Origin of the sequence: Variovorax fucosicus, assembly GCF_030316825.1 — a bacterium.
GTDB lineage: Bacteria > Pseudomonadota > Gammaproteobacteria > Burkholderiales > Burkholderiaceae_C > Variovorax > Variovorax fucosicus.
Genome location: NZ_JASZYU010000001.1, coordinates 758,223 through 781,238, shown reverse-complemented (window position 1 = coordinate 781,238; position 23,016 = coordinate 758,223). Strand labels below are relative to the sequence as shown.

The 23,016-nt window shown below is 66.8% G+C and carries 25 protein-coding genes; 13 read left to right on the top strand and 12 right to left on the bottom strand.

Going from position 1 to position 23,016, the window contains the following annotated elements:
* Window positions 1-96: 96 nt before the first annotated feature.
* Complete coding sequence (locus tag QTI05_RS03635) at window positions 97-2,112, top strand: AsmA family protein (RefSeq protein ID WP_286622946.1); 2,016 nt, start codon at window positions 97-99, stop codon at window positions 2,110-2,112.
* Window positions 2,113-2,221: 109 nt separating this feature from the next.
* Here QTI05_RS03635 and QTI05_RS03630 read toward each other — a convergent pair whose 3' ends face one another.
* From QTI05_RS03630 to gpmA, 3 genes are all read right to left on the bottom strand, one after another.
* Window positions 2,222-2,980 carry a HesA/MoeB/ThiF family protein gene (locus QTI05_RS03630; protein ID WP_286622945.1) on the bottom strand — a complete coding sequence of 253 codons (759 nt, stop codon included), beginning with the start codon at window positions 2,978-2,980 and terminating at the stop codon, window positions 2,222-2,224.
* Between the two features lie 12 nt (window positions 2,981-2,992).
* Complete coding sequence (locus tag QTI05_RS03625) at window positions 2,993-4,435, bottom strand: S41 family peptidase (RefSeq protein WP_286622943.1); 1,443 nt, start codon at window positions 4,433-4,435, stop codon at window positions 2,993-2,995.
* Between the two features lie 109 nt (window positions 4,436-4,544).
* The gene (gpmA, locus tag QTI05_RS03620; RefSeq protein ID WP_286622941.1) at window positions 4,545-5,288 is read right to left on the bottom strand and encodes a 2,3-diphosphoglycerate-dependent phosphoglycerate mutase; all 744 of its coding nucleotides are present in this window, start codon (window positions 5,286-5,288) and stop codon (window positions 4,545-4,547) included.
* A gap of 93 nt (window positions 5,289-5,381) precedes the next feature.
* On the opposite strand from gpmA, the gene QTI05_RS03615 reads away from it, so the two are divergent.
* The 7 genes from QTI05_RS03615 to nadA all read left to right on the top strand — a co-directional run bounded on the left by QTI05_RS03615 (window position 5,382) and on the right by nadA (window position 10,459).
* A complete protein-coding gene (locus QTI05_RS03615; RefSeq protein WP_286541981.1) occupies window positions 5,382-5,789 on the top strand; it encodes a rhodanese-like domain-containing protein in 408 nt (135 codons plus the stop codon).
* Between the two features lie 66 nt (window positions 5,790-5,855).
* Complete coding sequence (gene grxC, locus QTI05_RS03610; RefSeq protein ID WP_286622940.1) at window positions 5,856-6,116, top strand: glutaredoxin 3; 261 nt, start codon at window positions 5,856-5,858, stop codon at window positions 6,114-6,116.
* A gap of 98 nt (window positions 6,117-6,214) precedes the next feature.
* Window positions 6,215-6,673 carry a protein-export chaperone SecB gene (gene secB / locus QTI05_RS03605; protein ID WP_286541983.1) on the top strand — a complete coding sequence of 153 codons (459 nt, stop codon included), beginning with the start codon at window positions 6,215-6,217 and terminating at the stop codon, window positions 6,671-6,673.
* A gap of 27 nt (window positions 6,674-6,700) precedes the next feature.
* A complete protein-coding gene (locus QTI05_RS03600) occupies window positions 6,701-7,702 on the top strand; it encodes an NAD(P)H-dependent glycerol-3-phosphate dehydrogenase (protein WP_286622939.1) in 1,002 nt (333 codons plus the stop codon).
* A 64-nt stretch (window positions 7,703-7,766) separates the two neighbouring features.
* A complete protein-coding gene (locus QTI05_RS03595; protein WP_286541985.1) occupies window positions 7,767-8,447 on the top strand; it encodes a hypothetical protein in 681 nt (226 codons plus the stop codon).
* 39 nt (window positions 8,448-8,486) lie between these two features.
* Window positions 8,487-9,365, top strand: a complete 879-nt coding sequence (gene nadC / locus QTI05_RS03590) for a carboxylating nicotinate-nucleotide diphosphorylase (RefSeq protein WP_286541986.1) — start codon at window positions 8,487-8,489, stop codon at window positions 9,363-9,365.
* A complete protein-coding gene (gene nadA / locus QTI05_RS03585) occupies window positions 9,362-10,459 on the top strand; it encodes a quinolinate synthase NadA (RefSeq protein WP_286622938.1) in 1,098 nt (365 codons plus the stop codon). Before nadC ends, nadA begins: the two co-directional genes overlap by 4 nt.
* Before the next feature lie 12 nt (window positions 10,460-10,471).
* Here the strand turns inward: nadA and QTI05_RS03580 are convergent, their stop codons facing one another.
* The 7 genes from QTI05_RS03580 to QTI05_RS03550 all read right to left on the bottom strand — a co-directional run bounded on the left by QTI05_RS03580 (window position 10,472) and on the right by QTI05_RS03550 (window position 15,600).
* Entirely contained in the window at window positions 10,472-10,828 is a 357-nt protein-coding gene (locus QTI05_RS03580) for a TfoX/Sxy family protein (RefSeq protein WP_286541988.1), read from the bottom strand.
* Window positions 10,825-11,649, bottom strand: a complete 825-nt coding sequence (gene panC, locus QTI05_RS03575) for a pantoate--beta-alanine ligase (protein ID WP_286622937.1) — start codon at window positions 11,647-11,649, stop codon at window positions 10,825-10,827. The genes QTI05_RS03580 and panC overlap by 4 nt, the downstream gene beginning before the upstream one ends.
* Window positions 11,650-11,652: 3 nt before the next feature.
* Entirely contained in the window at window positions 11,653-12,471 is an 819-nt protein-coding gene (gene panB, locus QTI05_RS03570) for a 3-methyl-2-oxobutanoate hydroxymethyltransferase (protein ID WP_286622936.1), read from the bottom strand.
* Between the two features lie 34 nt (window positions 12,472-12,505).
* A complete protein-coding gene (locus tag QTI05_RS03565) occupies window positions 12,506-12,769 on the bottom strand; it encodes a hypothetical protein (protein ID WP_286541991.1) in 264 nt (87 codons plus the stop codon).
* Window positions 12,770-12,847: 78 nt separating this feature from the next.
* Window positions 12,848-14,446: an L-aspartate oxidase gene (gene nadB, locus QTI05_RS03560; protein ID WP_444812864.1), complete on the bottom strand. Its 1,599-nt coding sequence runs from the start codon at window positions 14,444-14,446 to the stop codon at window positions 12,848-12,850.
* 15 nt (window positions 14,447-14,461) lie between these two features.
* Window positions 14,462-15,259, bottom strand: coding sequence for a segregation and condensation protein A (locus tag QTI05_RS03555; protein ID WP_286543534.1), 798 nt, complete (start codon window positions 15,257-15,259; stop codon window positions 14,462-14,464).
* A 134-nt stretch (window positions 15,260-15,393) separates the two neighbouring features.
* Window positions 15,394-15,600: a DUF3460 family protein gene (locus QTI05_RS03550; RefSeq protein ID WP_286541992.1), complete on the bottom strand. Its 207-nt coding sequence runs from the start codon at window positions 15,598-15,600 to the stop codon at window positions 15,394-15,396.
* Window positions 15,601-15,697: 97 nt separating this feature from the next.
* Here QTI05_RS03550 and QTI05_RS03545 point away from each other — a divergent pair, with 97 nt between their 5' ends.
* Entirely contained in the window at window positions 15,698-16,159 is a 462-nt protein-coding gene (locus tag QTI05_RS03545) for an outer membrane protein assembly factor BamE (RefSeq protein ID WP_286622935.1), read from the top strand.
* A gap of 11 nt (window positions 16,160-16,170) precedes the next feature.
* Here the strand turns inward: QTI05_RS03545 and QTI05_RS03540 are convergent, their stop codons facing one another.
* Both QTI05_RS03540 and metG read right to left on the bottom strand, forming a co-directional pair.
* Window positions 16,171-17,841 (bottom strand): SulP family inorganic anion transporter, encoded by a 1,671-nt coding sequence (locus QTI05_RS03540; protein WP_286622934.1) that lies wholly within the window; start codon window positions 17,839-17,841, stop codon window positions 16,171-16,173.
* Between the two features lie 25 nt (window positions 17,842-17,866).
* On the bottom strand, window positions 17,867-19,981 hold the full coding sequence (gene metG, locus QTI05_RS03535) for a methionine--tRNA ligase (protein ID WP_286622933.1): 2,115 nt from the start codon (window positions 19,979-19,981) through the stop codon (window positions 17,867-17,869).
* 166 nt (window positions 19,982-20,147) lie between these two features.
* Here metG and QTI05_RS03530 point away from each other — a divergent pair, with 166 nt between their 5' ends.
* The 4 genes from QTI05_RS03530 to QTI05_RS03515 are packed head-to-tail and all read left to right on the top strand — an operon-like array spanning window position 20,148 to window position 22,984.
* Window positions 20,148-21,176: an isocitrate/isopropylmalate dehydrogenase family protein gene (locus QTI05_RS03530; protein WP_444812885.1), complete on the top strand. Its 1,029-nt coding sequence runs from the start codon at window positions 20,148-20,150 to the stop codon at window positions 21,174-21,176.
* A gap of 6 nt (window positions 21,177-21,182) precedes the next feature.
* A complete protein-coding gene (locus QTI05_RS03525; RefSeq protein WP_286622931.1) occupies window positions 21,183-21,854 on the top strand; it encodes a YceH family protein in 672 nt (223 codons plus the stop codon).
* A 6-nt stretch (window positions 21,855-21,860) separates the two neighbouring features.
* On the top strand, window positions 21,861-22,577 hold the full coding sequence (locus tag QTI05_RS03520) for a tetratricopeptide repeat protein (RefSeq protein WP_286622930.1): 717 nt from the start codon (window positions 21,861-21,863) through the stop codon (window positions 22,575-22,577).
* Between the two features lie 17 nt (window positions 22,578-22,594).
* A complete protein-coding gene (locus QTI05_RS03515) occupies window positions 22,595-22,984 on the top strand; it encodes a nuclear transport factor 2 family protein (protein WP_286622929.1) in 390 nt (129 codons plus the stop codon).
* Window positions 22,985-23,016 lie beyond the last annotated feature (32 nt).

Here is a 23,016-nt window from a genome sequence, read left to right as displayed (position 1 = left end):
AAACAGTGTGCGTAGGCGAGGGCGCACATCGGTTGCGGCCCGGAGCCGACCCGGAAAGTGCTGCGCCGGCCTCAGGCTTGCAATATGAACAATGCGATGCGCCCCCGCAGTTCCGGCATTCCGCTGTGGGGCCGCATCGCGGGCGGTATCGCCGCAGTGCTGGCAGTGCTGCTGGTCATCGTGATGTTCTTTCCGTGGGACATGCTGCGCGAGCCCCTCAATCGCTATGTCAGCGAGAAGACCGGACGCAAGTTCGAGATCACCCGCCGGCTCGACGTGACGCCTGGCTGGCGCGGCGCCACCATTGCATTCGACGGCGTCGAGTTCGCAAACCCCTCGTGGGCGCGCGAGCCGTATCTGGTGAAGGCGCAGCGCGCCGAGTTCGAGATACGGCTTTGGCCTCTCCTCGGGGGCAAGGTGGTCATTCCGCGCCTGATGCTGGTGTCGCCCACGATGGGCCTGCAGTTGGAGCAGGACGGGCGCCGCACCTGGGCGCTTGGCAAGGACACTGGCGATGCGGACACCGTGCCGACCATCGGACTGCTGCAGGTGGACGGTGGCGGTGTCGACTTTCTCGCGGAGCATCTCGGTGTCGACCTGCACGCCGATTTCACGTTCGACACTGCGCGCGGCGAGATGCCGCTCGACTTTCGCGTGAAGGGCCGCTATCAGCGGCAAACCCTGACTGCCCAAGGCAGCACCGGCAACGTACTGCAGCTCACGTCGGCCGGGCAGCCGCCGTTCCCCATGGAAATCAAGGCCGTGGCCGGCAAGACGCAGCTCTCCGCCAAGGGCACCGTGGCTGCGCTGGCCGATCTCGACGGCATCGACGCGCAGTTCCAGCTCAAGGGCCAGACCCTCGGCGATCTCTACCCGCTGCTCGGCATCGCCCTGCCGCAGACCTCGCCCTACGCGCTCAGCGGCGATTTGCGCAAGCGCGCCAAGCTCTGGGAGGTTCAGGGCCTGAAGGGCAAGCTCGGACTGTCGGACATCGGCGGCGACATGCGCTTCGACCAGGCCCCGAAAACGCCGCACCTCAGCGGCAGCCTTCGTTCCCGCGTCATGGACATGGACGATCTCGGCCCGCTGATCGGCCTGCCGCCGACCGAGCGCGCGGCCAAGGCCGTGGAGGGTGTGGAGCCGCCGCCATCGATCACTCAGGTCAAGCGCGCGCAAAAGGATCCGGGCCGCAAGGTGTTGCCGACTGCAAAGCTCGATTTCGAGCGGCTGCGTGCGATGAATGCCGAGGTGCAATACACGGCAGAGAAAATCCGCAACGTGCGCGACGTGCCGCTGGATCGCGGCAGCGTGCACGTGAAGCTGGTCGACGGCGTGCTGACGCTCGATCCGCTCGACCTCGGCCTGGCCAGCGGCAAGCTGGCTGGCGCGATCCGTATCGACGCGACGCAGAATCCGGCTGATATCCGCGCCTCGCTCGACATCCGGGCGATGCAGCTCAATCGGCTGATTCCGAAGGTCGAGACGCTTAAAACCAGCTTTGGCAAGCTCGACGGACGCATCAACCTGTCCGGCCGCGGCAACTCGGTCGCGAGTTGGCTGGGCGGGTCATCGGGCGACGTGGCCGCCATCACCGGGCGCGGCGAGTTCAGCAACCTGCTGCTCGAGTTCATGGGGCTCGATGGCGGAGAGATCATCAAGTTCCTGCTGCGTGGCGACCGCAACGTCACGCTGCGCTGCGCGGCGGTGGCTTTCGATGTCAGCAAGGGCGTGATGGTCGGACGCAGTCTGGTGTTCGACACCACCGACACGGTGTTCAACGCCAGCGGCCAGGCCAGCCTGTCCGACGAGACGATGCATTTCGTGGTTCGTCAGCAGCCGAAGGACATGAGCATTCTTTCGCTGCGAACGCCGCTCGTGATCGGCGGCACCTTCGCTTCGCCCTCGGTAGGCATCGAGGCGGGCCAGCTGGCCGGGCGCGGCCTGGCTGCGGTGGCGCTCGGCGTCATCAACCCGTTGCTGGCACTGGTCGCAACGATCGAAACAGGGCCGGGCGTAGACGCCGACTGCAAGGGTGTGCTGGCCGATGCGAAGCAGCCGACCGCCGGCGCCGCCGCCGCGGGCGCTGCCAAGGCCAAGACTGCGCGCCAATGAACGTGAAGTGCTTGACGTTTCGGGGTAGGCCCCTTCCGCGAATGTCCCCCGCCCTGGAACCTCAGTGCCGGATCAACGCTAGATCAAGATCTTTGAATGCAGGGCCGAATTAGACGGCTGGGCGTTGGCCGCAAACGCTGCACTGCGGGTCGCGCGCGGTGCGCAAGGTGTCGAACCGGGTGCTGCGCCCATCGAACATCAACAGCTGCCCGGCCAGCGACGAGCCGATCCCTGCCAGCAGCTTGAGCGCCTCATGCGCCTGCAGCGTGCCGATCGTGCCCACCACCGGCCCGAACACGCCAAGGACGGCGCAGCGCGTTTCCTCGAAATCGGCGTCGGGCGGGAACAGGCAGGCGTAACAGGGCGACGCCGCATCGCGCGTGTCGAAGACGCTGAGCTGGCCATCGAAGCGAATTGCCGCCCCGGACACCAGCGGCTTGGCATGGGCCACGCAGGCCTTGTTGACGGCCTGGCGCGTCGCGAAGTTGTCACTGCAGTCGATCACCACGTCGGCGCCGGCCACCAGGCGATCCAGCGCTTGGGCATCGGCGCGCTGCGTGATCGGCTCGATCGCAATGGTGGGGTTGATCGCGAGCATCGCCTCGGCGGCCGAAGTCACCTTGGCCTGGCCCGCACGCGCCGTGGTGTGGGCGATCTGGCGTTGCAGGTTGGTGAGGTCGACCGTGTCGTCGTCGACCAGCGTGATGTGCCCGACGCCCGCTGCGGCGAGGTAGAGCGCCACCGGCGAGCCAAGCCCGCCAGCGCCCACTACCAGCGCATGCGCTGCCGAGACCCTGGCCTGACCATCGATGCCGAACTCTTCCAGCAGGATATGCCGCGAATAGCGCAGCAGCTCATCGTCCTGCACGTGCCGGCCCGATCAGTTCTCTTTCTTTTCTTCCTTGTTGTCGACGATCACCTGCGTCTTGCTGACCAGCACCGGCTGGCCCTTGAGGCGGTTGAGCGCCTGCACCAGCGGGAAGTCCTTGTCGGTGCCGAACTCGGGGATCTTGCGGTCCTGCGGCGGCTTCTTGGCCTCTTCCTCGAGGCGCTTGCGGGCTTCGTCGCGTGCTTTTTCGCGCTCGGGGCTCTTGGCCTCGGGGCCTTGGCCGCTGGCCAGATGCTTTTCGAGATCGGCCTCGCGCATCCGCAGCGCGGCGAACGGGCTGCCTTCGGCACTTTCGTCGATCAGCACGTTCGGCACGATGCCCTTGGCCTGGATCGAGGTGCCACTCGGCGTGTAGTAGCGCGCGGTGGTGATCTTCAGGCCGGTGTCGGGGCCGAGCGGGCGCACCGTCTGCACCGAGCCCTTGCCGAAGGTCTGGCTGCCCATCACGACGCCGCGCTTGTGATCCTGCAGGGCACCGGCCACGATTTCGCTGGCCGAAGCCGAGCCTTCGTTCACCAGCACCACCAGCGGCACCGACTTCAGTGCGGCCGGCAGACTGCGCAGCGGGTCGGCGCCGGCGCGGCGCTGGTAGTCCGCCGGGATCGCCTTGTAGATCGACTTGCTCTCGCTCAGCTGGCCGTCGGTGGTGACCACCGTCACGTTTTCGGGCAGGAAGGCGGCCGAGACGGCCACCGCCGCATCGAGCAGGCCGCCCGGGTCGTTGCGCAGGTCGAGCACCAGGCCCTTGATGTTGGGATCCTGCTTGTAGATCTCGTCGACCTTTTTCACGAAGTCGTCGACGGTGCGCTCCTGGAACTGGGACAGGCGAATCCAGGCATAGCCCGGCTCGATGACCTTGCCGCGAACCGATTGCGTGCGAATCTCTTCGCGCGTGATCGTGACCGGGAAGGTGCGGTTCTCGTCCTTGCGGAAGATCGTGAGCAGCACCTTGGTGTTGGCCTCGCCGCGCATGCGTTTGACCGCCTCGTTGAGGCTGAGTCCGCGCACTGCGGTGTCATCGATCTTGGTGATCAGGTCGCTCGGCTTCAGGCCGGCGCGGAACGCGGGCGAACCCTCGATCGGCGACACCACCTTGATCAGGCCGTCTTCCTGCGAAATCTCGATGCCGACCCCGACGAAGCGGCCACTGGTGCCTTCCTTGAATTCCTTGAAGGACTTCTTGTCGAAATACTGCGAGTGCGGATCGAGCCCGGCGACCATGCCGGAGATCGCATCGGAGATGAGCTTCTTTTCGTCGACCGGCTCGACATAGTCGGTCTTGACCATGCCGAACACAGCGGCGAGCTGTTGCAGCTCCTCCAGCGGCAGCGGGGCCAGCGAACCGCGCGCGACGGTTTGCAGTGAAACGGTGGTCAGTACGCCTGCGACGGCGCCGGCTGCAACCCAACCGGTGATCTTGAGTTTTTGGCCCATTTAAAAGTGTCCTGAGAGTGTCGGCCGTGTGGCTCGAACCAATATACACACCTTGGAAGCAATTTGCCTGCCGCGGTTCCGTCGACATGTCAACGGATGTGCATTTAGTTCAGGCTTTCCCCTGCGATGCCACGGCTGCGGCGGCTTTCGCGGCCGCTTCGGCGTCGCCGAGGTAATAGTGGCGCAATGGTTTGAGTTCGTCGTCCAGTTCGTACACCAGCGGAATGCCGTTCGGGATGTTGAGTCCGACGATGTCACTGTCCGAAATGCCGTCGAGGTACTTCACCAGCGCCCGGATCGAGTTGCCGTGCGCCGCCACCACGAGCCGGCGGCCGCTGCGGATGGCGGGCGCCATCGACTCGTTCCAGAACGGCAGCACGCGTGCCACGGTGTCCTTCAGGCATTCGGTCAACGGAATCTGCTCCGGCGCCAGCCTGGCGTAGCGCACGTCGCCGCGCTCGCTGCGCGGGTCGTCAAGTGCCAGTGGCGGCGGTGGCGTGTCGTAGCTGCGGCGCCACACCAGCACCTGCTCGTCGCCGTACTTCTTGGCCGTTTCGGCCTTGTTCAGGCCCTGCAGACCGCCATAGTGGCGCTCGTTCAGGCGCCAGGAGTGCACCACCGGCAGCCAGGTGCGGTCGAGTTCGTCCAGCGTGTGCCACAGCGTACGGGTGGCGCGCTTGAGCACGCTGGTGCAGGCCACATCGAACTCGTAGCCTTCGGCCTTGAGCAGGCGGCCGGCCTGTTTGGCCTGTTCGACGCCGGTGTCGGTCAGGTCGACGTCGGTCCAGCCGGTAAAGCGGTTTTCGAGATTCCAGGTCGATTCGCCATGGCGAATCAGTACCAGCTTGTGCATGGGAGGAGGCCTTTGGTGTCGGAGGTCAGGGACTGCGGAACCCGCCATTCTAAAATCTGTGGCTTTGCCAATCCCAACTCCCCAAGGAACCCTGTGAAATTCATCGTCGACAACTGGATGCTGCTGCTGATCACGCTCAGCTCGGGCGGCATGCTGGCCTGGCCCTTGCTGCGCGGTGCCGGTACCGGCTCGCTGACGGCCCAGGGGGCGGTGCAGTTGATCAACCGCGAGCGTGCGGTGGTGGTGGACGTGCGCGAACCCGAGGAGTTCGCGGCCGGCCACGTGACCAACTCGAAGAACGTGCCGCTCAACCTGATGGAAGAAAAGCTGACCTCGGCTGTCAAGAACAAGACCGTGCCGCTGCTGCTGATCTGCGGCACCGGCGCGCGCGCAAACCGTGCGGTCGCCACCGCCAAGAAACTCGGCTATGAGCAGGCCCAAGCGATTGCGGGCGGACTCAAGGCCTGGAAAGACGCTAACCTGCCGATTGAAAAAGCCTAAGCATTGGGCTTGGCCCCAGTCTTCGCGCACTGTTGAAATTGTGAAAGTCTTCCCAAGGTAGAGCGCATGCAAACCGTCAAGATGTACACCACCGCCGTTTGCCCGTACTGCATTCGCGCGAAGCAAATCCTCAAGTCCAAGGGCGTCGAGCAGATCGAAGAGATCCGCATCGACACCGACCCGCAGGCCCGCGCCGCGATGATGGAGACCACCCGGCGCCGCACGGTGCCGCAGATCTTCATCGGAGACACCCACGTCGGCGGCTGCGACGACCTGGTCGCGCTGGACGGGCGCGGCGGCCTGATGCCCCTGCTGCAAGCCGCCTGACCGCCATTTGCGACCGGCGATAATCGCCGGCTACCTCCCAAGCCCGCTGCGGGAAACTTTTCCCGGCGGGCGTTGTTTTGACATCCGAAAGCTCCGCCATGGCAGACACCCAAGACCCCGTGTTCCAGATTCAACGCGTCTACCTGAAAGACCTGTCGCTCGAGCAACCCAATTCGCCCGCGATCCTGCTGGATCCCGAGCAGCCGACCGTCGATATCCAGCTCGGCGTGGACGCCCAGCCAGTGGCCGACGGCATCTTCGAAATCACTGTGTCCGCCACGGTGCAGACCAAGGTGCAGGACAAGACGGTGTTCCTGGTCGAGGCCAAGCAGGCCGGCATCTTCGAGATCCGCAACTTGCCGGAAGACCAGATGGGCCCGATCCTGGGCATCGCCTGCCCTCAAATCGTCTACCCCTACCTGCGCGGCAACGTGGCAGATGTGATCCAGCGCGGCGGTTTCCCGCCGGTGCACCTGGCCGAAATCAACTTCCAGGCGATGTACGAGCAGCAGCAGGCGCAGGCCGCCGGCGAGCCGTCGCCGATCGTCACGCAGTAAACCCGCGCCACGCGCCGCGGCTGCCGCATGAAAATCTGCGTGCTCGGTGCCGGCGCCTGGGGCACCGCGCTCGCGGTCAACGTGGCCGCACGCCACCACGTCACGCTGTGGGCGCGCGATGCCGTGCAGGCCGCGCGCATGAGCGCCACGCGCGAGAACGCGCGCTACCTCCCGGGCACGCCGCTGCCGGCCGCGTTGTCGGTGCAGGCCGGCGATGCCGCTTCGGCCGTGCACGGCGCCGACCTCGTGATCGTCGCCACGCCGATGGCCGCGCTGCGTGGCCAACTGCTTGCACTGCGCGATCTTTCGGTGCCGGTCGCCTGGCTCTGCAAAGGTGTCGAGCAGGCGCTCGGCGCCTCGCAGTCCTTCGGCCTGCTGGCGCACGAGATACGGGCTCAGGTTGCCCCGGATCTGCTGGCCGGCGTGCTCAGCGGCCCCAGCTTCGCGCAGGAGGTGGCGCAGGGCCGGCCGACCGCGCTGGTGGCCGCAAGCAGCCATGCCCGGGTGCGCGACGTGCTCGTCGAGGCCTTTCACGGCCCGGCACTGCGGGTCTATGCCAACGATGACATCGTCGGTGTCGAGGTCGGTGGCGCCGTCAAGAACGTGCTGGCGATCGCCACCGGACTGTGCGACGGGCTCGCCCTGGGCCTCAATGCGCGCGCCGCGCTGATCACGCGCGGGCTGGCCGAGATGACGCGCTTCGGCCTTGCGCTCGGCGCACGCGCCGAAACCTTCATGGGCTTGTCGGGCCTGGGCGACCTGGTGCTCACCGCCACCGGCGACCTGTCGCGCAACCGCAAGGTCGGCCTGTTGCTGGCCGGCGGCCAGACGCTGGCACAGGCGGTCGATTCGCTCGGCCACGTTGCCGAAGGCGTCTACTGCGCACGCACCGTGGTGCAGCGCGCGCGGCTGCTGGGGCTCGAGATGCCGATTGCCGAGGGCGTGGTCGCGCTGCTCGACGGCGCCGGCAGTCCGGCCCAGGTGGTCGCCGCCCTGATGGCGCGCGAGCCGTCGTCCGAACCCGGGTGAGGGCCGATTGATGGCTGCGCCGGCTTGAGTTACGGTCAGCGCTCCATTCACAAGGAGACCATCCATGACCCGTTGCCGTCCGTATTCTCTTGTCGTGTCGCTGGCCGCCGCCGCGGTGCTGGCCGGCTGCGGCGCCGGCGGGCCGATGGCGTCCGCCCCGGCGCAGAAGCCCATGGGCTTTTTCCTGACCAGCGCCAATCCGGGGCAGGGCGCTGACTTCGGTGGCCTGCCGGGCGCCGACCGTTATTGTCAGAGTCTGGCCGCCAAGGCCGGTGCTGGCGGACGCACCTGGCATGCCTACCTGAGCAACAGCGCGCTGGCCGGCAGCCCGGCGGTCAATGCGCGCGACCGCATCGGTACCGGCCCCTGGTACAACGCCAAGGGCGTTCTGGTGGCCACCAACCTTGACGAACTGCACGGCTCCAACATGCTGACCAAGCAGTCGGCCCTCACCGAGGCCGGCCAGCCGGTCATGGGGCGGGGCGATGCCACCAACCTGCACGACATCCTGACCGGCTCCTCGCCCGACGGCCGCGCCGTGAGCGACGGCAAGGACAACACCTGCGGCAACTGGACCAAGAGCGGCGATGGCTCGGCGATCGTCGGCCATCACGACCGCATGGGGTTGCGCGACGATGCGCCCTCGAAGTCGTGGAACTCCTCACATGCCACGCAGGGCTGCAGCCTGGACGCACTCAAAAAGACCGGCGGCGGCGGCCTGCTTTACTGCTTCGCGGTCAACTGAACCGAATGTGCCTGCGCGCGCGGGCAAAATCGGGGCGACATGAGTGCCACGATCACCGCCCCTTTTGATTTTTCCCCCGTGCAGATCACCGAACTGGCCAGTGCCGATGCCGCGCGCACGCTGGCCGAAGACGTGGGCGCCGGCGACCTCACTGCCGCGCTGGTGCCAGCCGCCCAGCGCGCGCGGGCCCGCTTGCTGGTGCGCGAGGCGGCCGTGCTTTGCGGCACGCCCTGGGTCGAGGCCGTATTGCGCCAGGTCGACCCAGGACTGAACCTTGACTGGCGGCGCGGCGAGGGCCAGTGCTGCGAGGCCAACGAGGTGCTGCTGGAAATCGAAGGTTCGGCGCGCAGCCTGCTGACCGCCGAGCGCAGCGCGCTCAACTTTCTGCAGTTGCTCAGCGCCGTGGCCACCAAGACTGCGACCTATGTGCAGGCCGTTGAAGGCACCCGCGCACGCATCGTCGACACCCGCAAGACCCTGCCAGGCCTGCGGCTGGCGCAAAAGTACGCGGTGCGCGTGGGGGGCGGGCTCAACCACCGCATCGGCCTGCATGACGCCGTGCTGATCAAGGAAAACCACATCGCCACGGCCGGCGGCGTATCGGCTGTGCTGCGGGCGGCCGGGCGCGTGGCCCACCAGGCCCGCTTCGTGGAGATCGAAGTCGAGACGCTGGCGCAACTCGACGAAGCGCTGGCCGCAGGCGCCAGCATGGTGCTGCTCGACAACATGGATTTGCCGATGCTGCGCGAAGCCGTGCGCCTGAACGCCGGCCGCGCAGTGCTCGAAATCTCGGGTGGCGTGACACTGGAGCGCGTGCGCGAACTGGCGCAGACGGGGGTCGACCGCATCTCCGTCGGCGCCCTGACCAAGGACGTGAGGGCGATCGACCTGTCGCTGCGAATGGAGATGCTGGCATGAATGCCGTGATCGATATCGAATACGAACAACCCGCCTGCAACACGCGCCACGCCTGGGCCCGCGTGCCGGCCGAGCCATCGCCCGGCGAACGCACTGCGCTCAAGGATCGGATCCGCCGCCTGCTCAAGGAACGCAACGCCGTGATGGTGTCGCATTACTACGTGCACCCGGATCTGCAGGATCTGGCCGAGGAAACCGGTGGACTGGTCAGCGATTCGCTCGAAATGGCGCGCTTCGGGCGCGACCATGCGGCGCAGACGCTGGTGGTCTCGGGCGTGCGTTTCATGGGCGAGACGGCCAAGATCCTCTCGCCCGAAAAGCGCGTGCTGATGCCCGATCTCGACGCCACCTGCTCGCTCGATCTGGGCTGCCCGGTCGACGAGTTTTCAGCCTTCTGCGATGCGCATCCCGATCGCACCGTGGTGGTCTATGCCAACACCAGCGCGGCCGTGAAAGCGCGCGCCGACTGGCTGGTCACCTCCAGCTGTGCACTCGACATCGTGCGCGCCCTCAAGGACAAGGGCCACAAGATCCTGTGGGCACCCGACAAGCACCTGGGCAACTACATCCAGCGCGAAACCGGTGCCGACATGGTGTTCTGGCGCGGTGCCTGCATCGTGCACGACGAGTTCAAGGCCTTCGAGCTGGAAGCGCTGAAGAAGGAGCATCCCCAGGCCAGGGTGCTGGTGCATCCCGAATCGCCGGCCGACGTGATCGCGCTGGCCGACGCCGTGGGCTCCACCTCGGCCATCCTCAACGCTGCGCGCGAGTTCGATGCAAGGGAGTTCATCGTCGCCACCGACAACGGCATGATGCACAAGCTGCGCACGCTCAACCCGGGCAAGGTGTTCTACGAAGCACCCACGGCCGGCAGCAGCGCCACCTGCAAGAGCTGCGCGCATTGCCCCTGGATGGCGATGAACGGCCTGGCCGGCCTGGCCCATGTGCTGGAGACCGGCGCCAACGAAATCCAAGTCGACCCGGCGCTGGGGCAGCGGGCCAAGCTGCCGATCGACCGGATGCTGGCGTTTACCGCGGCGCTGACGGCAGGGCAGGGCGCCGGGGCGCTGGTGCCGAACATCGGGGCGGCGTAGTACCGCAGGCCGTCAGGCCGCGCTCTTCTTCGTGCTTCGCGTTTTTGACTTGTGCGCGACGTCGACGGCTTCCCTTGCCAGGGCTACCAGCGCAACCGGGTCTTCGATGACCTCAGCCGGCACCTGAAAGTATTTTTTCACCTGCACCCGGCCCTTCCGGGTGGTGTACGAAAAGCAAACGCTGCCCATCTGCTCGTACTTCGGCCGGGTCGTGTCGTCGACGGTGAAGTAGAGCGAATTGCCCATGACCATCGCGAACTGAACCGAGTTGGCGGACAAGCCGACGCCACCGAAGAAGCGCTTGGCGCTCACCCGCTCCATCGAAGCGAGCTGCTCCACGACGAAGTCGACGAAGCCTGCCGTGCTCATAGTTCCAGGTTGTCGATCAGGCGCGTGGGCCCCAGCTTCGCCGCGCCCAGCACCACCAGCGGCGCGTCGAGGGCGGTTGGCGCTTGCAGATCGGCTTGCCGGCGCACCGTCAGGTAGTCGGGCTGCCAGCCGCGCCGGGCCAGTGTCTGCATGGCCTCGGCCTCGATCTCGGCGAAGGGTTGACCGGCCTTCACTTGCGTGGCCATCTGACGGAGCGTGCGCGACAGCCACACCGCTTCGGCGCGCTCGGCTTCGCTGAGGTAGCCGTTGCGCGATGACAGTGCCAGCCCATCGTCTGCGCGCTGCGTTTCGCCAGCCACGATCTCGGTCGGCAGCGCAAATTGCCGCACCATGCCGCGAATCACCATGAGCTGCTGGTAGTCCTTCTTGCCGAACACGGCCACGGCCGGCTGAACGCAGGCCAGGAGCTTCATCACCACGGTGCTCACGCCGACGAAGAACCCGGGGCGGAAGTGGCCTTCGAGGATGTTGGCCAGCTCGGCCGGCGGATGCACCTTGTAGCTTTGCGGCTCGGGGTACAGCTCGCGTTCGTCCGGCGCGAACAGCACGTCGCAGCCGGCCTCGGCCAGTTGGGCGCAGTCGGAGTCCCAGGTGCGCGGATAGGTGTCGAAGTCTTCGTGCGGCAGGAACTGCAGTCGGTTGACGAAGATGCTGGCCACGGTGGCGTCGCCCCGTGTTCTGGCCTGGCGCACCAGGGCGATATGGCCCGCGTGCAGGTTGCCCATGGTGGGCACGAAGGCCGGGCGTTCGCTGCGGCTCAGCAGTTGTCGCAGTTCGGCGATGGTGTGGGCGATTTGCATGGTTCAGTAACCGTGTTCGGGGCCAGGAAAGCTTTGCTCTTTGACGGCGCCCACGTAGCGCCGCACGGCGGCCTCGATGCTGTCGCTGTCCGGCATGAAGTTGCGCACGAAGCGCGGCAGCCGGCCCGAGGTGAGGCCCAGCATGTCGTGCAACACCAGCACCTGGCCGCTGCATTGCACGCCGGCGCCAATGCCGATAACGGGGATCTGGAGTGCGGCCGTGACTTCCGCGCCCAGCGCGGCCGGCAGCAGCTCGAGCACCAGCATGCTGGCGCCGGCGTCTTGCAGTTCGCGCGCATGCTGCCTGAGCAGCGCGGCGCTGTCTTCGTCGCGGCCCTGGATGCGGTAGCCGCCCAGGGCGTGCACCGATTGCGGCGTCAGGCCCAGATGGCCGCACACCGGAATGCCGCGCTGCACCAGGAAGCGCACGGTTTCGGCAGTCCAGCCGCCGCCTTCGAGCTTGACCATGTGCGCGCCGGCCTGCATCAGCACGGTGGCGCTGCGCAGCGCTTGTTCCTTCGATTCCTGGTAGCTGCCGAAGGGCAGGTCGCCGACGACCCAGGCGCCGCGGTTGCCGCGCGCCACGCAGGCCGTGTGGTAGGCCATGTCTTGCAGGGTCACGGGCACCGTGCTGCCCAGGCCCTGCAGCACCATGCCGAGCGAATCGCCGACCAGCAGGCAGTCGACGCCAGCGGTATCGAGCACGCGCGCGAAGCTCGCGTCGTAGCAGGTCAGCATGGCGATTTTTTCGCCCGCCGCGTGCATTTCGCGCAGGCGGTGCAAGGTCAGCGGCTTGCGCGCTGAGGAGGCTTGTTCGCTCATGTCGGGCGCCTTGCGCCGCGACGCGAAGCGCCGATTAGGCGCCGTGCAGCATCTCGTGCCGGTTGGCCGCTGCAAACAGATCGTCGGCAAAGCGCCGATCGGTCTTGAGGTAGCTCACGGCCAGCGCGCGAACCTGTTCGGCTTCTTCGCTGGCGCTCAACGGCCGCGTGGCGGCAGTCTGGAACAGCGTGGCACGCAATGCCGCAAGGACATGGGCCGCGGCGACGGCCAGTTCGTGCAGAGCGGTGCCGATGGCCGGCGCCGGTGCCTGGCTGGGCATGGACAGAATGGGGGACATGACGATCACTCCTCGGCATCGGATTGATGCTGCAGTGCATTATAGGGTTTACCCTAATCATCTTGTGGAGTGTTCCTTCTAAACCGCTGAGGGCGGCACCAGCACGGTGGGTTCGGCCACCTCGGCCGGCGCGGGGTAGTCGCGGCTGAAATGCAGGCCGCGGCTTTCGTGCCGTGCCTGTGCCGAGCGCACGATGAGCCCGGCCACCTGCACCAGGTTGCGCAGTTCCAGCAGGTCGCGGCTGACGTGGAAGTGGGCGTAGAACTCCGCGATCTCGCCCTGCAGCAGCGCAATCCGGTGGCTGGCGCGCTCCAGCCGCTTGTTGGTGCGCACGATGCCCACGTAGTCCCACATGAAGCGGCGCAGCTCGTCCCAGTTGTGCGAGATGACCACGCATTCGTCGGCATCGGTGACGCGGCTGTCGTCCCAGCGCGGCAGCGCCGCCACCGCCGTCCCGGGCGCCTGGGCAATGGCCTCGGCCGCCGCGCGCGCGAACACCATGCATTCGAGCAGCGAGTTGCTGGCCAGCCGGTTGGCGCCGTGCAGGCCGGTGCAGGCGGTTTCGCCAATGGCATACAGGCCGGCCAGGTCGGTGCGGCCCGCGAGGTCGACGCGCACGCCGCCGCAGGTGTAGTGCGCTGCCGGCACCACCGGAATGGGCTGTTGCGTGATGTCGATGCCCAGCGCCAGACAGCGCGCCTGGATGTTGGGGAAGTGCTCGGCAATGAAGGCCGGTGGCTTGTGCGAGATGTCGAGGTGCACGCAGTCCAGCCCGTGCTTCTTCATCTCGAAATCGATGGCGCGCGCCACCACGTCGCGCGGCGCCAGTTCGGCGCGCTCGTCGTGGGCGGGCATGAAGCGGGTGCCACCGGCCGATTCCGGCAGCAGCAGCCGTCCGCCCTCGCCACGCACCGCCTCCGAGATCAGGAAGGACTTGGCTTGCGGGTGGTACAGGCAGGTCGGGTGGAACTGGACGAACTCCATGTTCGCCACCGCGCAGCCGGCGCGCCAGGCCGCAGCAATGCCATCGCCGGTGGCCGTGTCGGGGTTGGTGGTGTAGAGGTAGACCTTGCCCGCGCCGCCGGTCGCCAGGATGGTCTGCGGCGCGGCGAAGGTCAGTACTTCGTCGGTTTCCGCGTCCAGCGCGTACAGCCCCAGGCATCGGTTGGGCCCCGGCAGGCCCAGCTTGGCCGAGCCGATCAGGTCGACCAGCGTGTGCCGCTCGAACAGCGTGATGCCGGGCGTGCGCCGCACCTGGTCGACCAGCGTGCGCTGCACGGCGGCGCCGGTGGCGTCGGTCACGTGCGCGATGCGCCGCGCGCTGTGGCCGCCTTCGCGCGTGAGATGGAGCGCGCCGTCCTCCAGCGAGAACGGCACGCCCAGTTCGCGCAGCCAGGCGATGCATCCGGGCGCGTGCTCGACCACGAAGCGGGTAGCGGCGTCGTCGCACAGGCCGGCACCGGCAACCAGCGTGTCTTGCACATGCGACTCGAAGCTGTCGCCTTCGGCCAGCACGGCGGCGATCCCGCCCTGGGCCCAGCCGCTGGCGCCATCGGTCAGCGCGCGCTTGGTCAGCACCGCGACGCGGTGGGTCGGCGCCAGGTGCAGCGCCGCCGACAGGCCGGCCAGGCCGCTGCCGACGATCAGCACGTCGAACTGGAGGGGGTCCAATGGCACGAGATCGGGGTCGGGTCAGGCCGGCGAATACGCCAGCCGTACGTAGATGGGGGCAAAGGCCTCGGCCTGGGTGATGTCGACCAGTGTTTCCTTCCCAAGTTCGAGCAGGGCGATGAAGGTCACGATCAGCACCGGCGTGCCGCGGGTCACGTCGAACAGGTTCTCGAACTCGACGAACTGGCGCCCCTGGAGCTTGCGCAGCACGATGCTCATGTGCTCGCGCACGCTGAGTTCCTCGCGCGATATCTTGTGGTGCTGCACCAGCTTGGCGCGCTTGAGGATGTCGGCCCAGGCGTCACGCAGGTCGACCACGTTCACATCGGGAAAGCGCGGCTTCAGCGACTGCTCGATGTAGACCTGCCCCTTCCAGAAATCGCGCCCGGCCTGCGGCATGGCACTGATTGCAGCGGCCTGCACCTTGGTCTGCTCGTATTCCAGCAGGCGCCGCACCAGCTCCGCGCGCGGGTCTTCGGCTTCCTCGCCCTCGGCCGTCTTGCGCGGCGGCAGCAGCATGCGCGACTTGATCTCGATCAGCATCGCCGCCATCAGCAGGTACTCGGCTGCCAGCTCGAGGTTGGTGCGGCGCACCTCGTCGACGTAGGTCAGGTATTGCCGCGTCAGCCCGGCCATCGGGATGTCGAGAATGTTGAAATTCTGCTTGCGGATCAGGTAGAGCAGCAGGTCGAGCGGGCCCTCGAAGGCTTCCAGGAACACCTGCAGCGCTTCGGGCGGGATGTAGAGGTCGTTCGGCAGCGCGAACAGCGGCTCCCCATAGAGCCGGGCCAGCGCCACCTGGTCGATCACGTCGGGCATGGTGGCGAGCACCACCGTGCCGTCGGCCTCGACCGCGTCGCGCGCCGAATGGGCGGTCTTGCCGATCATGGGGTTGCTGCGAAATTCATAGCGCCACGCGCAGGCCTGGCGGGCGCGGCGGGCCGAATCGGCACTTACTTGACTTGGGTCTGGTAGACGTAGGGCTGCTGCGGCACGCGGGCCTCGCCGTACTCTTCCTGCAGGCCGCGGTCCAGATTCTTGTCCCACAGCAGGGCACGGCCGGCGCGCTGTTCGGCCTCGAGCGTCGGCTTCTTCTGCTTCATCTCTTCGATGAAGTTTGTGATCTCGGACGTGTAGTGGGGGCGATTGAAGATGGACATAGACTGAACCTTTGAGCCGAATTTTAAGGGGGATGGGATGGCGCAAAAGACACAACACATTTTTCGGGGCGCACGGGCGGGCTGGACGGCTGCCGCCATGGCCGGGCTCCTGTTGCTGGCCGCCTGCGATCCGCAGCGCATCAGCGAGCTGGAGGAGGGCGTGGCCACCGAGGCCGACGTGCGCGCCAAGTTCGGCCAGCCCGAGAACATCTGGGACGCGCCCGGCGGCGGCCGCGTTTTCGAATACAACCGCCAGCCGGCCGGCCAGAAGAACTACATGATCACGATCGGCACTGACGGCAAGATGAGCGCGCTGCGCCAGGTGCTCACGCCCGAAAACTTCGCCAGGGTGCAAACCGGCATGGCGATGGAAGACCTGCGCAAGATGCTTGGCAAGCCGGCCAAGGTTGCGCCCTATCCGCTGCGCAACGAAACCGAATGGGAATGGCGCTGGGTGCAGCCGCCGAATTCGCCGATGGTGTTTACAGCGGTTCTGAACAGCGACCAGCGCGTGCTGCGCAGCGGCTCGTCGCCGGATCGCTCGACCGAAGCGAACTGAGGCGGTTCGATTCAGCCGTGCGCCGGCTTGCCGCTCGCCAGCTCGTCCGCGAACCCCGAGCGTTCCATCACTTCGAGCGGCTGCGCCTGCACTGACTCGATGCACAGCACGCCGTCGCGCGAAAGCACGGCGCGGTGCAACTGGCGCAGCGCGTCGATGCCGGTGGCGTCGATGGAAATCAGATGCATCGCGTCGAGCACCACCGTCATGCCGCGCGGCGCGCGCTCGACCGCGGCAATCGCCTCGTCGAGCTTGGCAGCTGCGCCGAAGAACAGGGCGCCGTAGAGCTTGTAGGTGAGCACCGGCGGTTGCAGCGACACCAGCTCGACCGTGAACAACCCACTCATGCGCCGGATGAACAGCGCACAGGCCAGCACGATGCCGACCTGTACCGCCACCGTGAGGTCGAACACCACCGTCAGGAAAAACGTGCCCAGCATCAGCAGCCGATAGTGCCGGCTGAAGTGGCGCAGCCGGTACGGCGTGAACTCGCGCCACTCCCCCATGTTCCAGCCCACGAACACCAGAATGCCGGCCAGCACCGACAACGGCACGTGGTAGGCCAGTGGTGCCGCCAGCAGCACGATCACCAGCAGCGTCACCGCGTGCACGATGCCTGCGATGGGCGACGTGCCGCCCGAGCGGATGTTCGTCACGGTGCGCGCAATGGTGCCGGTGGCCGGCATGCCGCCGAAGAACGGCACCACCACGTTGGCGATGCCTTGCGCCATCAATTCCTGGTTCGGGTCGTGGCGCGGCTGGCCGCTGAGCTGGTCGGCAACCCGCGCGCACAGCAGCGATTCGATCGCACCGAGCAAGGCGATCGTGATGGTCGGCGTCACGAGCTGCTTCACGGTTTCCCACGAAAAGTTGGGCAATGCAAAGGCGGGTACACCCTGCGGAACGCCGCCGAAGCGGGTGCCGATGGTTTCCACCGGCAGCTTGAACGCCCATGCCACCAGCGTGAGCGTGACCAGCGCCACGATCGGGCCCGGCGTGCGCGCACCGCGCTGCACCGCGCGCGTCATCGTCACGCGGCTGGCCACGCGATGCACCACATGCCCGATCCGCGAATCGATGCGCAGCAGCAGCGGCCAGATGAACAGCCCCAGCAGGCAGACCAGCCCGAGGCCGAGCGCATAGGGGTTGAAGGTGTCGAGGTGCTGCGCCATGGTGTGCAACTGCGAAAACACGTCTGCCGGCATCTTCGCGATCGACAGCCCGAGCAGATCCTTCAGCTGCGATAAAAGAATCAGCACGGCGATGCCATTGGTGAAGCCGACCACGATCGACAGCGGAACGTAGCGCACCAGCGTGCCGAGCTTGAACAGCCCCAGCAGGAACAGCAGCACGCCGGCGCAAGCCGTGGCGATCAGCAGGTTCGCCAGGCCGTAGCGCTCGACGATGCCGTAGACGATCACGATGAACGCGCCGGCCGGCCCGCCGATCTGTATCACCGAGCCGCCCAGCAGCGAGATCAGGAAGCCCGCGATGATGGCCGTCCAGATGCCGGCTTCGGGCGTCAGGCCCGAGGCGATGGCGAAGGCCATGGCCAGCGGCAGCGCCACGATGCCGACCGTGGCGCCCGCGCCGAGATCCTTGAAGAAGCGTTCGCGGTTGTAGCCCTGGAGCGCGTCGATCAGCTTCGGGTGAAAGCGGGCGAGCTGCAGGCGGGAGGACATGGCGCCTATTGTGGGGTGCAGCGCGTCATCGCACCCGCATCCCGGGGGTCGCGCCGGGCCAGGGTTCGAGCACGTGGATGCCGGGGTTGGCCTTCTCGTCGGCATGGCCGGCCGCGAGCACCATGCCTTCGCTGATGCCGAACTTCATCTTGCGTGGCGCCAGGTTGGCGACCAGCACGGTGAGCTTGCCGATCAATTGTTCAGGCTGGTAGGCCGAGGCGATGCCGCTGAACACGTTGCGCTCGCGGCCCTCGCCGGCATCCAGCGTCAGGCGCAGCAGCTTGGTCGAGCCTTCGACCTTTTCGCAGGCCACGATCTTCGCCAGGCGCAGGTCGATCTTCACGAAGTCGTCGATGGTGATCAGCGGCGCTATCGCCTCGCCGCCGGGCAGGCTGCTGCCGGATGGCGCTTGCGCGGCGACGGCAGCAGCCGGCACCGGTGCTGCCTCGGCCGGCTCGAACAGCTTGTCGACCAGCGCGGGGTCGACGCGCTGCATCAGGTGCTTGTAGTCGTCGATCGCATGGCCCGCGCCGAGCGCGCCCGCCGCATCGGCCCATTCGAGCGGCGCGATCTTCAGGAAAGCCTCGACATTCGCGGCCAGTGCCGGCAGCACCGGTTTGAGGTACAGCGTGAGCAGGCGGAAGGCCTCCAGGCACACCGTGCACACGTCGTGCAGGCGCGCTTCCATGCCGGCCTTCTTGGCCAGTTCCCAGGGCTTGTTGGCGTCGACGTACTCGTTCACGCGGTCTGCCAGCGCCATGGTGTCGCGCAGCGCGCGGGCATAGTCGCGCCCATCGTACAGTGCGCGCAGGTTGCCGGCTTCGGCGCGCAGCGCGGCCAGCAGCTCGGCGCCGTCGGCCGACACCTCGCCCAGCTTGCCGCCGAAGCGCTTGCCGATGAAGCCGGCACTGCGGCTCGCGATGTTGACGTACTTGCCGACCAGGTCGCTGTTCACGCGGGCCACGAAGTCGTGGGGGTTGAAGTCGATGTCCTCGTTGCGGCCGCTGAGCTTGGCCGCGATGTAGTAGCGCAGGTGCTCGGGATTGAGCCCCACCGACAGGTAGCGCAGCGGATCGATGCCGGTTCCGCGGCTCTTGCTCATCTTCTCGCCGCTCACCGTGAGGTGGCCGTGCACGAAGATGTGGTCGGGCGCCTTTCGTCCGCTGAAGTACAGCATCGCGGGCCAGAACAGCGTGTGGAAGGTGATGATGTCCTTGCCGATGAAGTGCACCTGCTCCAGCTCGGGGTCGGCCATGTACTCGGTGTAGGAGATGCCGTCGCCGCCGGATTCGATGCAGCGCTTGTCCAGCAGGTTCTTCAGCGACGCGAGGTAGCCCACCGGCGCGTCGAGCCACACATAGAAGTACTTGCCCGGCGCATCGGGAATCTCGATGCCGAAGTAGGGCGCATCGCGGCTGATGTCCCAGTCGCCGAGGCCGCCCTTGCCTTCGTCGTCCTTGTAGAGCCACTCGCGGATCTTGTTCTGAACCTCGGGCTGAACATGGCCCGGCGCGGCGGTCCATTCCTTGAGGTAGGCCTCGCAGCGCGGATCCGACAGCTTGAAGAAGAAGTGTTCGGAGCTGCGCAGCTCGGGCCTGGCGCCCGACAGCGCCGAATACGGGTTGATCAGCTCGGTCGGCGCGTAGACCGCGCCGCACACCTCGCAGTTGTCGCCGTACTGGTCCTTGGAGTGGCAGTTCGGGCACTCGCCCTTGATGAAGCGGTCCGCCAGGAACATGCGCTTTTCGGGGTCGTAGAACTGCTCGACGCTCTTGCTCTCGATCAGCCCGGCCTTGTCGCGCAGGTCGCGATAGATCTGCTGCGCCAGGTCGTGGTTCTCGGGCGCGTCGGTCGAGTGCCAGTTGTCGAACGCGATGTGAAAGCCGTCGAGGTAGGGTTTCCGGCCGGCCGCGATCGCGGCCACGAAGGCCTGCGGCGACACGCCTTCCTTGTCGGCCGCGATCGTGATGGCGGCGCCATGCGCATCGTCGGCGCAGACGAAATTGACCTCGGCCCGGTTCATTCGCTGGAACCGCACCCAGATGTCGGCCTGGATGTATTCCATCATGTGGCCGATGTGGAACTTGCCGTTGGCATACGGCAGGGCGGTGGTGACGAAGAGTTTGCGCGGGGCGGACATCGGGAAGGGGCGCTTTCTGGGAGGGAGGAGCGGCATTTTAGGTGGCGGTCGCTGCGCCTTGCCGCGCGGCAACACCCCGAAGCCGGGTGGTGCGCCAAACTGCTGCGCGGCTTCTGGCTAAATATAGTGTCCCGTGTCCCGACCCGAAAGAAAGCTGCCGATGACGATGACCCCCATTCCCGCAACCCTTATTCCCGGCGACGGCATCGGCCCCGAGATCGTTGATGCCACGCTGGCCGCGCTCGATGCGCTCAAGGCTCCGTTCGAATGGGATCGCCAGATTGCCGGCCTCGGCGGCGTGCAGGCGGCCGGCGACCCGCTGCCGGCGGCCACGCTCGACAGCATCCGCCGCACCCGCCTGGCCCTCAAGGGGCCGCTCGAAACGCCGTCGGGCGGCGGCTACCGCTCGTCGAACGTGCGGCTGCGCGAGGAGTTCCAGCTGTATGCCAACCTGCGCCCCGCCCTCACCATCATTCCGGGCGGGCGCTTCGACAAGATCGACCTGATGGTGGTGCGCGAAAACCTCGAAGGCCTCTACATCGGCCACGAGCACTATGTGCGCATCGACGGCGACCCGCATGCCGTCGGCATGGCCACCGGCATCAACACCCGCCAGGGTTGCCGCAGGGTGCTCGAGTACGCCTTCGAGACCGCCATCGCCACCGGCCGCAAGAAGGTGACGCTGGTGCACAAGGCCAACATCATGAAGGTGCTGACCGGCCTGTTTCTGGAGACCGGCCTGCAGATGTACGAAGAAAAGTACAAGGGCAAGTTCGAGCTCGACACCATCATCGTCGACGCCTGCGCGATGAAGCTGGTGCTCAACCCCTGGCAGTTCGACATGCTGGTCACGACCAACCTGTTCGGCGACATCCTGTCCGACCTGGTGGCCGGACTGGTCGGCGGGCTCGGCATGGCGCCGGGCGCCAACATCGGCGCCGACGCGGCAATTTTCGAAGCGGTGCACGGCTCGGCGCCCGACATTGCCGGCAAGGGCATCGCCAACCCGATCGCGTTGCTGCTGGCCGCGGCGCTGATGCTCGACCACTGCAAGCTGCCCGAGAAAGCGACGCGGCTGCGCCGCGCCATTGACGAAACGCTCAACATCGACAAGGTGCGCACCGGCGACCTGGGCGGCACGGCCAACACCGCCGCGTTTACCAAGGCCCTGGTCAGCCGCATTCACGGGGCCTGAGGCGCGATGCCGTCGACCCTGCCCACGCTCTCCCTGCTCGAGACGCGCGTGCTCGGCGTGCTGGCCGAGAAGCAACGCACCGTGCCCGACAGCTACCCGCTGACGCTCAACGCGCTGGTGTCCGGCTGCAACCAGAAGACCAGCCGCAATCCGGTGCTGGAGGTGTCCGACGCGCAGGCCCAGGCCGCGCTCGACAGCCTGAAGGGCTACAGCCTGGTGTCGGAAACCAGCGGCGGCCGCAGCTTTCGCTATGCGCACAACGCGGACCGGGTGCTGCATCTGCCGTCGCAGTCGGTCATCCTGCTGACCGTGCTGATGCTGCGCGGCCCGCAGACGGCCGGGGAGTTGCGCATCGCCTGCGACCGCATGCACAACTTTGCCGACATCTCTTCGGTCGAAGGTTTTCTTGAAGAAATGGCGGAGCGCCCGGCGGGCGCGCTGGTGGTCAAGCTGGCCCGCCTGCCCGGTGCGCGGGAAAGCCGCTGGGCCCACCTGCTCAGCGGCGTGCCGGCCGAAGCAGCGGCTGGCCCGGAGCCGGTGTCTGCGGGTGACGATGTGTCGCTGGGTGAAGTGGCGGCGCTCAAGGCCAACCTTGCGCGGCTCGAGGCCGAGGTCGCCGACCTGAAAGCCCTGGTCGCACGCGTTTGCTCGGAGCTCGGAATCGCTTCGCCGGTGTAGCCGTCCATGAACTGTCTGCGACGGAATGTGATCGCTGTCGGCCTGCTGTTGGCGCTGGGGCTGACGGCGGCCGCCCGGGCGGCGCCGCTGGCGCCCAAGCCTGACGAACTGCCCATGTATGGTGGCGTGAACCGGGCCGCGATTCCGGAACTGAAGGTGGCCGACGAACGCTTCATCGCCGAGGTCAGCGCTCAATACGGCTCCCGCGAAAAAGCGGCGCGCGTCTGGACCGAGCAGGGTTTCATGTTCTATCAAAGGAACAACCTCGACATGGCGGTGCGGCGCTTCAACCAGGCCTGGCTGCTCGATCCGCGAAACGCCGAGCCTTATGCCGGCTTTGCTTCGGTGCTGCACGACCAGGGCAAGATCTGCGACGCCATGCGCATGATGGACGAAGCGCTCAAGCGAAATCCGCCGTCGTACCAGGGCATCTACCCCGATGCCGCGCGGATCACCACGCTCTGCGCCGTGAACGACCAGGCCCTCGTGCCGACGGTACGGGACGAGTTGCTGGGCAAGGCCGAGGCGCTGTACCAGAAGGCCGAGCAGATCGAGCCCGACAAGCGCTATGTCTACAGCTCGTGGGCCACGGCCTACTACTGGCGCGGGCTGTACGCCCGGGCCTGGTCGATGGTAGCCAGGGAGCGCGCCGCGGGGGGTCAACCCGCCGATGGCTTTTTGCGCCAGCTCAGGGCCAAAATGCCCGAACCTTCACTGCCGTGACCGAAACAGGACCAACCATGCACAACGATGCCCTCGCAGCCTGGCACGAACTCGTGCGCAGCCGCAACATGCGCGGCCTCGATGCGCTGTTGTCGGACCAGGTGGTTTTCCATTCGCCGGTGGTGCACACGCCGCAGGTCGGCAAGGCTGTCACGGCGCAGTACCTGCGCGCCGCCTTCAACGTGTTCTTCAACGACACCTTTCGCTACGTGCGCGAAACCGTTGCCGCCGACCACGCGGTGCTGGAGTTCCAGGTCGAGATCGACGGCATCGGCGTGAACGGTGTCGACATGATCAGCTGGGACGATGCGGGCAGGATCACCGCGTTCAAGGTAATGATCCGGCCGCTCAAGGCCATCAACCTCATCCATCAGAAGATGGCGGCGATGCTGCAGGCGAACCAGTAACAGCCGCGCGTCGCCCCGGCCCCGTTCACCAA

What these genes read in the sequence shown, in the direction of transcription:
- QTI05_RS03635 (WP_286622946.1), top strand. Translation starts at nt 97, where the DNA reads ATGCGCCCCCGCAGTTCCGGCATTCCGCTGTGGGGCCGCATCGCGGGC.
- QTI05_RS03625 (WP_286622943.1), bottom strand. Translation starts at nt 4,435, where the DNA reads ATGGGCCAAAAACTCAAGATCACCGGTTGGGTTGCAGCCGGCGCCGTC.
- gpmA (WP_286622941.1), bottom strand. Translation starts at nt 5,288, where the DNA reads ATGCACAAGCTGGTACTGATTCGCCATGGCGAATCGACCTGGAATCTC.
- grxC (WP_286622940.1), top strand. Translation starts at nt 5,856, where the DNA reads ATGCAAACCGTCAAGATGTACACCACCGCCGTTTGCCCGTACTGCATT.
- secB (WP_286541983.1), top strand. Translation starts at nt 6,215, where the DNA reads ATGGCAGACACCCAAGACCCCGTGTTCCAGATTCAACGCGTCTACCTG.
- QTI05_RS03600 (WP_286622939.1), top strand. Translation starts at nt 6,701, where the DNA reads ATGAAAATCTGCGTGCTCGGTGCCGGCGCCTGGGGCACCGCGCTCGCG.
- QTI05_RS03595 (WP_286541985.1), top strand. Translation starts at nt 7,767, where the DNA reads ATGACCCGTTGCCGTCCGTATTCTCTTGTCGTGTCGCTGGCCGCCGCC.
- nadC (WP_286541986.1), top strand. Translation starts at nt 8,487, where the DNA reads ATGAGTGCCACGATCACCGCCCCTTTTGATTTTTCCCCCGTGCAGATC.
- nadA (WP_286622938.1), top strand. Translation starts at nt 9,362, where the DNA reads ATGAATGCCGTGATCGATATCGAATACGAACAACCCGCCTGCAACACG.
- QTI05_RS03580 (WP_286541988.1), bottom strand. Translation starts at nt 10,828, where the DNA reads ATGAGCACGGCAGGCTTCGTCGACTTCGTCGTGGAGCAGCTCGCTTCG.
- panC (WP_286622937.1), bottom strand. Translation starts at nt 11,649, where the DNA reads ATGCAAATCGCCCACACCATCGCCGAACTGCGACAACTGCTGAGCCGC.
- panB (WP_286622936.1), bottom strand. Translation starts at nt 12,471, where the DNA reads ATGAGCGAACAAGCCTCCTCAGCGCGCAAGCCGCTGACCTTGCACCGC.
- QTI05_RS03565 (WP_286541991.1), bottom strand. Translation starts at nt 12,769, where the DNA reads ATGTCCCCCATTCTGTCCATGCCCAGCCAGGCACCGGCGCCGGCCATC.
- QTI05_RS03555 (WP_286543534.1), bottom strand. Translation starts at nt 15,259, where the DNA reads ATGCCCGACGTGATCGACCAGGTGGCGCTGGCCCGGCTCTATGGGGAG.
- QTI05_RS03550 (WP_286541992.1), bottom strand. Translation starts at nt 15,600, where the DNA reads ATGTCCATCTTCAATCGCCCCCACTACACGTCCGAGATCACAAACTTC.
- QTI05_RS03545 (WP_286622935.1), top strand. Translation starts at nt 15,698, where the DNA reads ATGGCCGGGCTCCTGTTGCTGGCCGCCTGCGATCCGCAGCGCATCAGC.
- QTI05_RS03540 (WP_286622934.1), bottom strand. Translation starts at nt 17,841, where the DNA reads ATGTCCTCCCGCCTGCAGCTCGCCCGCTTTCACCCGAAGCTGATCGAC.
- metG (WP_286622933.1), bottom strand. Translation starts at nt 19,981, where the DNA reads ATGTCCGCCCCGCGCAAACTCTTCGTCACCACCGCCCTGCCGTATGCC.
- QTI05_RS03530 (WP_444812885.1), top strand. Translation starts at nt 20,148, where the DNA reads ATGACCCCCATTCCCGCAACCCTTATTCCCGGCGACGGCATCGGCCCC.
- QTI05_RS03525 (WP_286622931.1), top strand. Translation starts at nt 21,183, where the DNA reads ATGCCGTCGACCCTGCCCACGCTCTCCCTGCTCGAGACGCGCGTGCTC.
- QTI05_RS03520 (WP_286622930.1), top strand. Translation starts at nt 21,861, where the DNA reads ATGAACTGTCTGCGACGGAATGTGATCGCTGTCGGCCTGCTGTTGGCG.
- QTI05_RS03515 (WP_286622929.1), top strand. Translation starts at nt 22,595, where the DNA reads ATGCACAACGATGCCCTCGCAGCCTGGCACGAACTCGTGCGCAGCCGC.